Source organism: Chryseobacterium oryctis (genome assembly GCF_025971925.1).
GTDB classification, from domain to species: domain Bacteria; phylum Bacteroidota; class Bacteroidia; order Flavobacteriales; family Weeksellaceae; genus Chryseobacterium; species Chryseobacterium oryctis.
Window position 1 is genome coordinate 574687 of sequence record NZ_JAPDHV010000002.1, and the last position, 13283, is coordinate 587969.

Annotated in this window: 14 protein-coding genes; 9 read left to right on the top strand and 5 right to left on the bottom strand. The window is 31.2% G+C overall.

Annotated features, from left to right (window positions below; translation table 11 throughout):
* The 9 genes from OH806_RS06450 to serS all read left to right on the top strand — a co-directional run bounded on the left by OH806_RS06450 (window position 1) and on the right by serS (window position 9551).
* Complete coding sequence (locus OH806_RS06450) at window positions 1-1341, top strand: 4Fe-4S dicluster domain-containing protein (protein WP_264742847.1); 1341 nt, start codon at window positions 1-3, stop codon at window positions 1339-1341.
* A gap of 57 nt (window positions 1342-1398) precedes the next feature.
* A complete protein-coding gene (locus tag OH806_RS06455; protein WP_264742848.1) occupies window positions 1399-2184 on the top strand; it encodes a (Fe-S)-binding protein in 786 nt (261 codons plus the stop codon).
* 98 nt (window positions 2185-2282) lie between these two features.
* On the top strand, window positions 2283-3104 hold the full coding sequence (locus OH806_RS06460) for an FkbM family methyltransferase (RefSeq protein ID WP_264742849.1): 822 nt from the start codon (window positions 2283-2285) through the stop codon (window positions 3102-3104).
* 72 nt (window positions 3105-3176) lie between these two features.
* Window positions 3177-3665, top strand: coding sequence for a hypothetical protein (locus OH806_RS06465; protein WP_264742850.1), 489 nt, complete (start codon window positions 3177-3179; stop codon window positions 3663-3665).
* A gap of 6 nt (window positions 3666-3671) precedes the next feature.
* Window positions 3672-4793: a glycosyltransferase gene (locus OH806_RS06470; RefSeq protein ID WP_264742851.1), complete on the top strand. Its 1122-nt coding sequence runs from the start codon at window positions 3672-3674 to the stop codon at window positions 4791-4793.
* Window positions 4794-6440: an asparagine synthetase B family protein gene (locus tag OH806_RS06475; RefSeq protein ID WP_264742852.1), complete on the top strand. Its 1647-nt coding sequence runs from the start codon at window positions 4794-4796 to the stop codon at window positions 6438-6440. It begins immediately after the preceding gene.
* Window positions 6441-6443: 3 nt separating this feature from the next.
* On the top strand, window positions 6444-7691 hold the full coding sequence (locus OH806_RS06480) for an oligosaccharide flippase family protein (RefSeq protein WP_264742853.1): 1248 nt from the start codon (window positions 6444-6446) through the stop codon (window positions 7689-7691).
* A gap of 19 nt (window positions 7692-7710) precedes the next feature.
* The gene (locus tag OH806_RS06485) at window positions 7711-8214 is read left to right on the top strand and encodes a hypothetical protein (RefSeq protein ID WP_264742854.1); all 504 of its coding nucleotides are present in this window, start codon (window positions 7711-7713) and stop codon (window positions 8212-8214) included.
* A 68-nt stretch (window positions 8215-8282) separates the two neighbouring features.
* The gene (gene serS / locus OH806_RS06490; RefSeq protein WP_264742855.1) at window positions 8283-9551 is read left to right on the top strand and encodes a serine--tRNA ligase; all 1269 of its coding nucleotides are present in this window, start codon (window positions 8283-8285) and stop codon (window positions 9549-9551) included.
* Window positions 9552-9708: 157 nt separating this feature from the next.
* Here the strand turns inward: serS and OH806_RS06495 are convergent, their stop codons facing one another.
* From OH806_RS06495 to OH806_RS06515, 5 genes are all read right to left on the bottom strand, one after another.
* Complete coding sequence (locus tag OH806_RS06495; RefSeq protein ID WP_264742856.1) at window positions 9709-10230, bottom strand: hypothetical protein; 522 nt, start codon at window positions 10228-10230, stop codon at window positions 9709-9711.
* Window positions 10231-10244: 14 nt separating this feature from the next.
* Entirely contained in the window at window positions 10245-10709 is a 465-nt protein-coding gene (locus OH806_RS06500) for a hypothetical protein (RefSeq protein ID WP_264742857.1), read from the bottom strand.
* A gap of 117 nt (window positions 10710-10826) precedes the next feature.
* Entirely contained in the window at window positions 10827-11327 is a 501-nt protein-coding gene (locus tag OH806_RS06505) for a hypothetical protein (protein ID WP_264742858.1), read from the bottom strand.
* Between the two features lie 38 nt (window positions 11328-11365).
* On the bottom strand, window positions 11366-11902 hold the full coding sequence (locus OH806_RS06510) for a DUF6705 family protein (protein ID WP_264742859.1): 537 nt from the start codon (window positions 11900-11902) through the stop codon (window positions 11366-11368).
* 22 nt (window positions 11903-11924) lie between these two features.
* The gene (locus tag OH806_RS06515; protein ID WP_264742860.1) at window positions 11925-13280 is read right to left on the bottom strand and encodes a hypothetical protein; all 1356 of its coding nucleotides are present in this window, start codon (window positions 13278-13280) and stop codon (window positions 11925-11927) included.
* Window positions 13281-13283: the final 3 nt, after the last annotated feature.

The window sequence follows — 13283 nt, forward strand, 5'->3', positions numbered from 1 at the left end:
ATGCAATATATCGATAATGTTATTTTTCTGATTTTATTAGTTGTAGGTTTTGGGCTATTTGCAAAAAGTTTACAAAAAATATACAGAAATATCCGATTAGGAAGAGAAATCAATAGAAGTGACAGAAAAAAAGAACGTTGGGCGCTTATGGCTGACGTTGCAATGGGACAAAGCAAAATGACAAGGCGTCCTGTTGCAGGGATTTTACATATTTTTGTTTATGTAGGTTTTGTCATTATTAATATCGAATTAATAGAAATTGTTGTTGATGGAATTTTCGGGACACACAGATTTTTATCTTTAATTTTCGGACATACTTTATATAATTTTTTCACAGCAACATTAGAGGTTTTAGCTCTTCTGGTTATCATTGGAGTAGTAATTTTCTTCATTAGAAGAAATTTTTACGGAGTGAAAAGACTTACAATGAAAGAACTTTTTGGCTGGCCTAAAAACGATGCCAATTGGATCTTGGTTATAGAATTTGCTCTCATGATGGCTTTCTTTAGTATGAATGCCTCAGAATCTATTTTACAATCAAGAAATGCAGAAGGATTTCATCACATAGGTTCTTTTCCGATTAGTGAGATGTTTTTTGTTCCGTTTTTAGATGTATTTAGTTTTGATAACGGTTTCTTAATCTTTGTTGAGAGAAGTGCTTGGTGGTTCCATTTTGTTGGGATTTTATTCTTTATGAATTACCTTTATTATTCCAAGCATTTACATATTATTTTGGCTTTCCCAAGTACTTGGTATGCCAATTTAGAGAAAAAAGGAAAATTCAATAATCTTGAATCTGTAACAAAAGAAATCAAATTAATGATGGATCCTAATGCTGATCCTTACGCTGCTCCGGCAGAAGGTGAAGCTGAAGCTCCGTCTAAGTTTGGTGCTGAAGATATTTTTGATTTAAATCAGGTTCAGTTGCTTAATGCTTATTCTTGTACAGAATGTGGTCGTTGTACATCTGTTTGTCCTGCAAATACAACAGGGAAAAAACTATCTCCGAGATTAATTTTAATGAAAACAAGAGATCGTCTGGAGGAAGTAGGAAGAAATATTGACAAAAACGGAAAGTTTGTTGATGATGGTAAGAAACTTTTGAACGACTATATTACAAAGGAAGAACTTTGGGCTTGTACTACATGTAATGCTTGTACAGATGCTTGTCCTGTATTGCTTGATCCTCTTTCTATTATTTTTGAAATGAGAAGATTTTTGGTAATGGAACAATCTGCTGCTCCTCAGGAATTGAATCTTATGATGACAAATGTGGAAAATAATGCTGCTCCTTGGCAGTACAATCAAGCGGATAGACTGAATTGGGCAAACGAAAACTAAACCAATTGATTACAACATAGGATTGGATTAATTATCATTGATAAACTGCTAATTATAATGGATTTCAATATAAAAACAATGGCAGAATATGCTGCCGAAGGAAAATCACCAGAAGTTTTATTTTGGGTTGGCTGTGCGGGAAGTTTTGATGACCGTGCAAAAAAAATTACAAAAGCATTTTGCAAAATATTAAATAAAATAGGAGTTGAATTTGCTGTTCTTGGTCAGGAAGAATCTTGCACAGGAGATCCTGCTAAAAGAGCAGGAAATGAATTCATTTTCCAAATGATGGCATTAACGAATATTGAAATTCTTAATGCATATGAGGTTAAAAAGATTGTAACGGCTTGTCCTCACTGTTTCAATACCCTTAAAAATGAATATCCAAGTTTAGGAGGAAATTATGAGGTTGTGCATCATACACAATTTCTAAAGAGTCTGATGGAAGAAGGTCGATTGAAGATTGAAGGTGGAGCTTTCGCTGGTAAAAAGATTACGTTCCATGATCCTTGTTATTTGGGTAGAGCCAATGATGAGTATGAAGCGCCAAGAATTTTATTAGAGAAATTAGACGCTGAGTTGGTAGAAATGAAACGTTGTAAAACCAACGGGCTTTGTTGTGGAGCGGGAGGAGCTCAGATGTTTAAAGAACCAGAGAAAGGAAATAAAGACATTAATATCGAAAGAACGGAAGAGGCTTTATCTTTTGAGCCGAAAGTAATCGCAACAGGTTGTCCGTTTTGTAATACAATGATGACGGATGGAGTAAAGCACTTCAACAAAAATGAAGAAGTTGCCGTAAAAGATATTGTGGAACTTCTTGCTGAAGCAGAAGATTTATAAAATAAAGACTATAAATATTACAATAAACTCAGGAGTAATCTTGAGTTTTATTGTTTTAAGGATAAAATAAAACTAACTTGCATTGTATATAGACTAGTATGAGGAGTATTCTGGCTTCGTTTTTCAGATTTGTTTTAAGTTTTAATTTCTTTAAAAAGAAATATTTTGCATTTCATAAATATATTTTCAGTTCTTATCGGCTGTTTAAGGGGGTAAATAAAGATGTTGTTTATAGAAACTCAATCAAACTTAATCTGAATCTTGAAGACTGGATTCAGCAACAGATTTATTTTCTTGGAGATTACGAAAAAAATGAAATAGACTTTTTGTATTCAAGTTTAAAAAAAGATGATGTTTTTATTGACATCGGAGGAAATATAGGTTTGTTTTCTTTAAATGCCTCTACAATCATTGGAGATAAAGGGAAAGTATATTCCTTTGAAGCTTTTAAGCCTAATTTTATTCAATTTCAAAATCATATTTCCATTAATAATTTTCAGAATATTCATTTAGAGCATTTGGCTGTTGCGGACAAAAAAGGATTTATTGAAATTTTGTACAATGATGACTACAATAATGTCGGCATGGCTTCTTCTTATCTTGAAAACTACACTTCAAAAGAAAAAGTAGAGAGTACAAGTCTGGATGAATATGTTTCAGAAAAACAAATTTTAAAAATTGATTTGATAAAAATTGATATTGAAGGTGGAGAATATTCTGCCCTGAAAGGAATGAGTAGTGTTTTAGAAAATTTAAGACCTAAAGTATTAATAGAAATAAATAATATTGCTCTTAAAAGCTCCAATCATAGTGAAGAAGAATTAATATCATTATTTACTGAAAAAGGGTATAAAAGAACAAAAATATTAAGTAGAAATGAAAATTCTTATAATGCTGTTTTTGAATTTGACGATAAATAAAGAGTGCTTATAAGACTTACATATCTCATTTTTTGAATAAAAAACCGTAATTTTATCTAAAATTTTTCTAAGATGAAAATTGAAGAATCAAACGTTGTAGAAACGAACGACTATAGAGTTATTATATATCCTGCTTCAAGACCTTTTGAAACTAAAGAAGCGAAAGTTATTACCGAAAAATTATTTGATTTCCTGGCAACTTGGGCTGCTCACGGTAAACCTCTGTCTTCTTCATTTAAAATTGAGAAAAATCAATTTATCGTTATTTGTGTAGATGAAGAAAAAGAGATGGCTTCAGGATGCAGTATTGATGCTTTAGGAAAAGTGATGAGAGAAATTGATGAAGAATATCAGCTTGGTCTTTTTGATAGAATGAAAGCGAGTTTCGTGGAAAATGGAGAAGTAAAAACGCTTAAACTTATCGATTTCAAATCAAAAATCAGAAATGGAGAGCTCTCAAAAGATATTGAAGTTTTTGATTTTTCTAAAAACACGTATCTTGATTTTTTAAGTCATTTCCTTTTACCATTTGAAAAAAGCTGGGCAGCTTCTATAAAATAATTTCTTTTGAAAATATTGTTTATTTCTTCTTGGTTTCCAAATAAATTGGAACTCACAAATGGCAATTTTGTACAGCGTCATGCAGAAGCTGTATCTCTATTGCACGAGGTTGAAGTATTGCATACGATAGGAGACTTCAATCAAAAAGAAGAATTTGTTTTTGATGACAAAGTGATAAATAATATAAGAACTTTGATTATTTATTACAAAAATTCAAAAAATCCGATTCAGAATTTTATCAGAAGAATGAAGGCTTATAAGAAGGGTTTTTTACAAATGAAAATGCCTGATGTTGTACATGCAAATGTTCTTCATAACAATATGCTTTTTGCAGTATACCTCAAAAAGAAATATAAAATCCCATTTGTTTTGACGGAGCATTGGACGGCTTTACAGAAAGATAATTTATCAAGCACATCAAACAATATTAAAAGGATTGCGAAATATATTGCAAAAAACGCAAGCTATATTTTGCCGGTAAGCAATAATCTGAAGGAAAGTTTACAGATTTTGGGGGTAAAAACCCCAATGAAAGTTATTTCGAATGTTGTGGATACTGAAATTTTTGATATTAAATCAAATTCAGAAACTTCTGAAACCATAAAATTTCTTCATGTTTCAAGTCTTATACCTAGAAAACGGCCGAAAGACATCATCACAACTGTTCATTCTTTGTTTAAAAACGGGTATAATGTAAGTTTGGAAATTGGAGGAGACGGAGATACAAATTCATTAAAGAGTTTAGTAAAATCTATAAATGCAGAATCATATATTAGGATATTTGATGAAATAAGTTATGAAGAGGTTGCTGAAAAAATGCAAAACTCAGATTATTTTATTCTTTTTAGCGAAAATGAAACACAAGGTTGTGTGATTTTAGAATCTTACGCTTGTGGAAAGCCTGTAATTTCAACAAAAGTTGGCGGTGCAGCCGAATTTATTATTGCTGGACAAGGTATTGGAATTGAGAAGAATAACGTTGAGCAACTTTACAGTACTTTAGAAAAGGTTTGTAAAAAAGAGTACTCTTTTAATGAAAAATTTAAGATTAGAAAATACATAGTAGACAATTATTCAAGAGAAGCAATTGCAAATCAGTTCACAGAAATATATCAGAAAGTAATATAAATGACAAAAGGGTTTTCTGTTTTTATTCATGATAATCAGGTTCAGATTAGTAATAATTTTGAACAGGGAACTTATGATTCAGTTTTTGTAGAAACACCTACCGTTTCTGTTTTAATCGAAGGAATTATCCTGAATAAAAAAGATTTACTTAAAAACTCTTCTATAAGTTTTCAGGAATATCTGGTTGATAATTATTTGAAAAATGATTGGAGGGTTTTACAGCAATTGGAAGGAGAATTCAGAGGATGCATTTGGGATAAGCAAAAGAAAAAAGTTTTAATTTTTACCAATCCAACTTCTACACAAAGGGTATTTTATACCAAAATAGATCATAAAATTTTTGCTGATTCTGATTTGGTGAGATTAAGTAGAACAATTAAGGAAAACAGTTATTCTTTGTCTCCGGATATGACCTCGATTTATCAGTTACTTGCAATCGGGAATCTTTTAGAAAATAGAACTCCTATTGAAAATGTCTATAAAGTTGTAGACTCTCATTTTTTAGAGATTGATTGTGAAGAGAGAATAATTACTGAAAAAGAATATTTCAATATTTCCGGAATCGAATATTACAATAAAAAAAAAGAAAATGCAGTTGATGATATTCATGAAATATTTACAGAAGCCGTAAAATGGGAATACGAAAAAGATCTTGAATTTAATACCTCTTCTTTGGCCTTTTTAAGTGGAGGATTGGATAGCAGAATGGCGATGTTATATGCAATCCAAAATAAATTTGATATTGGTTGCGCCCTTTGTTTTTCACATTCTGGATATTTTGATGAAAAAATTTCCCGAAAAATAGCCGAAGATTATCAATTGCATTACGAGTTTATTCCGTTAGATAATGGCAGTTTTCTGAAAAAAATAGACCAGTTAACCAAAATTTCGGAAGGAACAAGCCTTTATTCGGGAGGTATTCATGTGCAATATGCTTTGGATAAGTTGGCTTTTCAGAATTTCTCTATTTTTCATGGTGGACAAATAGGAGACGGAATTTTAGGAGGGTTCAACTCTGAGCCAATGAGAAAACCTCCTTCAGAATATAAAATTATAGTAAATCAGGATTTTCTTCCAAAGATTCAGTCTGATTTGAAAAGTATAATGTCAAATTACGAAAGAGAAGAAGTTTTCTTGTTACAGAATTTGGCTTATAATAGAACTGTTCTTGGCGTTCAGACATTGCAGCCGAGAGGTTATCTTATTTCTCCTTTTATGACAAAGGATTTTATAAAACTATCTTTAAGCCTTCCTGAGGAGTGGAAATTTAAGCATAAGTTTTATTTAGAATGGCTTTCAAAACACTGTAAAGAAGCAGAAAAGTATACTTGGGAAAGAACTTTGATGAAACCCAATGCTTATTGGAAAGTAGGATTTGGCGAAAAATATATTAAAAACGGATATTTGTTTTTTTATAATAAGATTTTAAAGTCTCCTGAAAAGGCGAGTATGTATCCGTATCAGTATTATTTTGATTCTACACCAGAAATTCAGCAATATTATCAAATTTATTTTAATGAAAATATAGGTCGACTGGAAGCTTATCCAGAATTGAGAGATGATGTTATTCAGCTGTTTGCTCAAAAATCATTCTATCACAAATGTCAGGCAATAAATATTTTATCTATTTTTAAACTGTATTTTTGATGAATGAAAGGAGGATTACAGTTTTTAAAGAATTTTTTTAGTAATCAGGGGCAGTATGTTCTTGTCTCTTTGCTATTAGGAAAAATCTGTGCTTTTTTATCTTCTCTTTTTATTATAAAACTTTTACCTGAAAATGATTTTGGTGTAATGAGTATTGTGGCTGCGCTTTTTGCGGCATTTGCATCATGTACCGGTTTAGGAAGCTATCAAAGTTTATTGAGGTTTGGAGCAGTTGCTGAAAGTGATGTTTTGAAACAAAAACTTTCAAGTTATCTTTTAATTAAAGGTTTTATTTACCAAATTATTCTTACTGTTATTTTTCTTGGGTGTAGTTTTTTTTACATCAAGAAATATGAAGATATTTTTTGGATTTTTTTGTTTTTTTCGATTCGTTTTGTTGGGTTTTATTTCTTTTATTTTATCCAGTCTGAGCTTAGAATTAACAATAAAAACAGAGAGTTTGCCAAGGTAAATAATGTGGTTAATGTTTTAGGATTGATTATTTTATTAATCCTCACCTACTTTTTTCAGTTGAAAGGTTACTTGATTGCCATTGCTTTAACCCCGTTTTTATCTCTATTTTGGTTGAAGCTGTATGATATTTCAAAACCGAAACTTCCTTCTTTTTTTGATTCAAAGGAAATTTGGCGATATGCAATTCATACATCGGGAACTACAATTCTTTCAGATGCACTATTTTCTGTAGATATAATTCTTTTAGGATTTTTATTGAACGAAAATGCGGTAGCCGGTTATAAAGTAGCTATTCTGATTCCTTCAAATGTTACTTTTTTGGCGTTGGCTTTCATGCAAAGTGATTTTCCTGTCTTAGCAAAAAATTATACGAATAAAATATTTCTTAAAAATTATATTTCAGGGTATTATAAATTGTTTATTCCTGTATGTTTGGGGATTTTTGTTGTATGCGCTCCGTTGAGTAAGATGATTCTGAAGTTGCTTTTTAAAGAAATTTATTCAGATAATTACTTACTTTTCATTGTTTTCATATTTACTTTTCTTATGAATATTTTATTCAGGAATTTATACGGAAATCTATTGTCTGCTGTAGGTAAAATGTCATTAAATACTCAATGTTCTCTATTTTCATTAATTCTGTTGATTGTTTTGGCGTTTATTTTGGTTCCACATTTCGGAATTTTAGGAATGGCAATAAGTCTTTGTGTTACACTGCTTTGTTCGGGATTTATTTTGGCTTACTTCTTTCATAAGTACCTTAAAGAATTAAAATAAGTTTTATCTTTGTTGGACAATGAAAAATAATGTTTTCGGATTTTTAATAATTCTTTTTTCGCTTCTAAGTTGTGGAAGCGATGATGATTCTTTACAGAGAATAGACCAGATTTTTAATCTTTATATGAAAAATAGCTCAGGACAGGATTTGTTGAATAGTAAGAAAGCAGGTTCTTATACAGCTATTTCGATGAATGATGTAAATGGGACAACAGATGTCGCTCCGGTTAATTATTCACTTAGAATGACTTCCGATTCCCTCTATTATATTGAATATCTTGCCGGTGCTAAAAGAATTACAATTGATTCAATAAGTCCTGAAGATAGAACGTACGAATCTGAGATTGCTTTAAGATTATCAAAACCCGGAATTGGAGATGTTCCTGAAGTGACACAGGATACATTGAAAATTCAATATCATTGGACGCCTTCCGTATTCGAAATTTCAAAAGTTTTTTATAACGATGAACTTAAATTTACGAAAGAACCAAATGTTCCGAATGTCGTTACTATCGTAAAATAATTTCATAAATTTGCAAAAGTGTTAGCATTTTTAGTGACTAACATTCTAATAACTAACATCTAAATAAAATGTTACAAGTCAATTTTTTGCGCGACAACAAAGAACGCGTTTTAGAAGGTCTTAAGAAAAGACAATTCAAGAATCTTGAGTTGGTAGACGAGGCTATTGCTACTGATGAAGAAAGAAAAAAAATTCAGTTTGAATTAGATTCTCAACTTTCCGAAATCAATAAAATCTCCAAAGAAATTGGGATTTTAATGAAAGAAGGAAAAAAAGAAGAAGCTGAATCTGCAAAATCTAAAACTGCACAATATAAAGAGTCGACGTCGGAATTGAAGTCTCAATTAGATGTAAAAGAGAAGACTTTGTTAGACATTTTATACCAAATTCCAAACATTCCGAATGAATTGGTTAAAAATGGTGCTTCTGCTGATGATAACGAGATTATTTATCAATCTCATGATGTTGAAGGTTTGGGAGAAGGTGCAATTCCTCATTGGGAGTTGGCAAAAAAATATAATCTAATCGATTTTGAATTGGGCGTTAAAATTGCAGGTGCTGGTTTCCCTGTTTATTTAGGAAAAGGAGCGAGGTTACAAAGAGCTTTGGTTCAGTATTTTTTAGATAAAAATGTTGAGAAAGGATATATGGAAGTAAATCCGCCTCACGTTGTAAATGAAGCTTCGGGATATGGAACAGGTCAATTGCCAGATAAAGAAGGTCAAATGTATCATATTGGTTTAGATGATTTATATTTAATTCCAACAGCTGAAGTTCCTGTTACGAATTTGTATCGTGATGTTTTATTTGAGGAGAAAGATTTACCGATTAAAAACACTGCTTTTTCTCAATGTTACAGAAGAGAAGCGGGAAGTTATGGTGCTCATGTAAGAGGATTAAACCGTCTTCACCAATTTGAAAAAGTAGAAATCGTAAGAATTGAAAAACCTGAAAATTCTTATGCTGTTTTGGAGGAAATGGTAGAGCATATTAAAGAAATTTTAACCGACCTAGAACTTCCGTATAGAGTTTTAAGACTTTGTGGAGGAGATACAGGTTTTGCATCTGCAATGACGTATGATTTTGAGGTTTGGAGTGCTGCTCAGGAAAAATGGTTAGAAGTAAGCTCAGTTTCTAATTTTGAAACTTTCCAGGCAAACAGATTGAAGTGTCGCTATAAAGCTGACGGAAAATCTCAGCTAGTTCATACATTAAACGGTTCTGCCATGGCATTACCAAGAATTATGGCTGCTTTGCTTGAAAATAATCAAACCGAAGAAGGAATTAAGCTTCCTAAAAAAATTGCTGAATATGCAAGATTTAATTTGATTAACTAATCAATTTTAAAATTCAATTAAATAAAGCTAAGAGGCTGTCTCACTTTTGAGACAGCCTCTTAGCTTTATTGCTTTGTTAATAGAATATCTTTTGAAAAATTAAGGTGAACAGCATCATATTTGCTTTACATACACGTCATGTTGATAATTTTAGTTCTTAATCAACATCTTTAATTTCAAGATTTGCCGCTTTTAAAATAAGTTCTGTGGCTTCATAAAATTTTCCATGATAATCTTTTGATATTCCATAAATATTGAGTTTCTTTTCTAGAGTATCTTTTTTTAGAGTTATGGAATTGTTTCCTCCATCTAAAATTCCTACAAGATAATTTTGTTTTTGAGGTACTTCTAACTCTCCTTGCTTTATACTTAAAATAATACCAGAAACTTGCTGATATTGTTCATAAGAAATCCTTTTCTTGTCAAAAAACTCTCCTTTTCTAAAAATCTTTACTATTACAGGTCTTTTTTTCTTTTTGTGAGTAGGAATTAATGTAACGACTAATTTGTCTCCTCCTATTACAACAGCATTCATATGATTAAACTCAATGAATTCAGGATTGACATTTTTTATTGTGCAAGAAGTTAATAAAACTAATAAACTGATTATTAATGGATGTTTCATTTGTTTTTTTATCCCTGTAAATTCTCCTAATATCTTTTGGAGTTGTTTTATCATATCGCTACTATTCTCTATTTGGTAGTTGTAATATCAAACATAGCAGATTTTGTAATCAATTCACAAGCATTATAGAAAGCATTATAGAAACCATTATTATATTCCTTATTAAGAACCTGAGAATGATATTTTTTAATTACATTTCCTTTTCTATATTCAATTATATTAGAGCCTCCGTCCGCAAAAACTATTGTTGAATCTTGACTATTCTCGTTAATTTTTAAAATAGAATCAATAATATTTTGATACTCTTTTTCGTTGATTGGTTTTCTTATATGAGTTTTTCCATGATAAGTAAGCTCAACAATCCTTTCATTGTTATGTTTTTTTTGAGAAGAAAGAATCCTAATCAGGATTTTATCACTTATTTTTAGCGTGGGACATTCATGTTTAAATTCTACATATTCAAATTCATTTTTTTGAGATGTACAACAAGAAATGAATAATAAAATTAACAAATATAAAACCTTAATATTCATATCTACTGCTTTATTAAAGTCATTTCTCCTCTCGGCGTTCCTTCTTACGATATATCAACTATAATTTTTAAAAATCTAATCTTTTACTGCTTATTAATTTAGATTCTGATGGTCTTACTATAAACCCAATCTTTCTTTTAATGTCGTATTCTTTTTATTTAAAAATAATTTTTTTATACTTTTTCCATTTTTCCCTACAAAGCCTTTATCATTATGTTTCAAAGCATCGAATTGATATTTCATGTGGATAAATTTTCCATCAATATTTTTTGATAAATAGAGTAAAACATATTCATGTTTTTCAAAATCGGGTCTTCCATAGTGATCATAAGCTTCAAACTCAAGAGTATCTTTGTTTATTTTATTAAATACATTTTGTAAAACCTGATATTTACATATGAATTCTTCGTCCATATTGATTATAATTATTGAATCATTCGAATTAGGGTCTTTGATTTTTTGCTTAAAGTTCGAATTAATTTTTTTTACATCAATTTTCTTTCCAACAAAAGCATAAAGATTCATATTACTATTTTCTTGATAAAAATTTGAACTGGTTTGTTTGTAAGAGTTACAACTCCATAAAAAAAATAATAATAACAGAATTATTGCCTTCATTCGTTTTTAATTTAAGTAATTATTTAAATAGATAATTATTACTGTTTTATTAAAGTCATATCTCCTCTCGGCATTTCGTTGTAAGGTGCACAACCGGTATCATCTGTTATTAATGTTTGTTGTGTAACGTATTTCCAGTGCATTTGTGTCTTCTGAGAATTGTCAAAATTTAAAACAACCTGCCCTTCTATACATAAGTCTGTAAATAATAAGCGTAACCTATCCTTTGTACTATTTACAAAGCCTAAACTTTTTATCTTTGCTTTTTCTTCCGGTAAATTATATGTAGAATATAACTCATTCCCACTAGCATCCAACATTTTATAGCGACCAACAATTCTATCTTTATAATATTTACCTAAAGGTTGATAGTGTTTTATTTTAAAAAAAGTTATCACAAAAGTTTTTCCTTCAAAGGTTCCCTGCCATGTTCCTTCATAAGGATTAAGATCGTTGTTTATATCTTTATAATATGCTCCTTCTATATGGAAACCTTTGGTTCCTAATGGAATTATTTGTTGCTGTGCTGTGCAACTAATGCATATAAAACTGAGTATAAATAGTATATTTTTCATAATTAGGATAAAGTTAAAAAATTTATAAACATTTATTTTCTGTTGGAGATCCATATTCATCATAATTGATTTTTTCCACCACATTGCTGCTTCCTTCTATTTTGAATAATACGACATCCTTAAAATTCATTTTCTTCAATGTATCATTGAAGAGTTTCTGCAGATCTGTATGGGTTAATTCACCTTGTTCAGTTTGAATATCTTGAGCTTCATCCGTATACCATGCTTTTAAAGAATCTAATTGTTGTTCTGTGAATTCAGCAGGTAGGTTTGTACCATTACCTGTGTACTGTATTTGGTATATATTGGTAATGCTATCGGGATCAGAAGCTACCATTCCTCCAAAAACCTGATCCATAGGAGTGCCATTGCTCATTGCGTTCTTCAGGATAACTAGGAAAGTATTGATGTCTGCAGGAGAAAAAATCTTTACAGATACATTACCATCTTTTTTATTCAGATGCGTATGGCTGTATCCGTATGTTGTAGGAAATATACCTACTTTCATTTTGTCAGGATTGGTAGCATCCGGATTTAGTGGGTTTGTTTGTGTTGTTGGATTTCCGTCAGGTCCTGTGATGGTTGTAAATCCATATCCAGTTTCTTTGGGATCGGATACTTTTCCTTTCAAAGCTTCATATCGTGATTTTACAGCAGTGTTATTAAATATACTTTTTGCTTTCTCGCAAGGGTTTTGAACAGGAGTTTGGGGATAAGGATACCCACCATTTCCTCCACCAGAACCGCCACCACTTCCTGTTCCTCCGCCTCCAGTTGAGCCGCCACAGCTTCCACTTTCATATATACTCTGGCAATCTAGAGCGGGTCCGGTGCAATGGGTTTCGTAGTAGGTATATGTTGGTCCTGCGCTTCCATCTTCGTTCGTCCATGTCCAAGTAATCTCTGTAGTTAGGCAACCTTTGTTGGTTAGTGAAGTATTTGCCATTCCATCTGTTGCAGTTATTTTGTATCGGCTTCTGTCGTTAAAGACGAGAGCATTGAAGAATTTTTTAGATTCTTCATTGTCTTTTCTTCTAAAAAATACTCTGTCACCCTCTTTTTCAACGACGAGTATAAAATTTACTTTACCATTCTTTATAACGGGAGCCTCTAGAAAGGTTTCTTTTGTTCCCATTGTTATTGCATAATCCCAATAGATGTTTCCGAAATTGGCTGTGAAATAATTTTCGTCACCATACTTTTCGAAAACTTTTATCACGTTTTCGATGTACCTTTCATCTTCTTTCCAGAGGCTTTTAGAATGGTATTCTTTAGATTGGGGATTTACAGAGGTAGTAATCTCATCGTGTACACAGGAGTGCAGCATAAAGGCAAATGCTGTCATCAGCAGAAGCCGAAGAACTAAATTTTTCTTCATAGA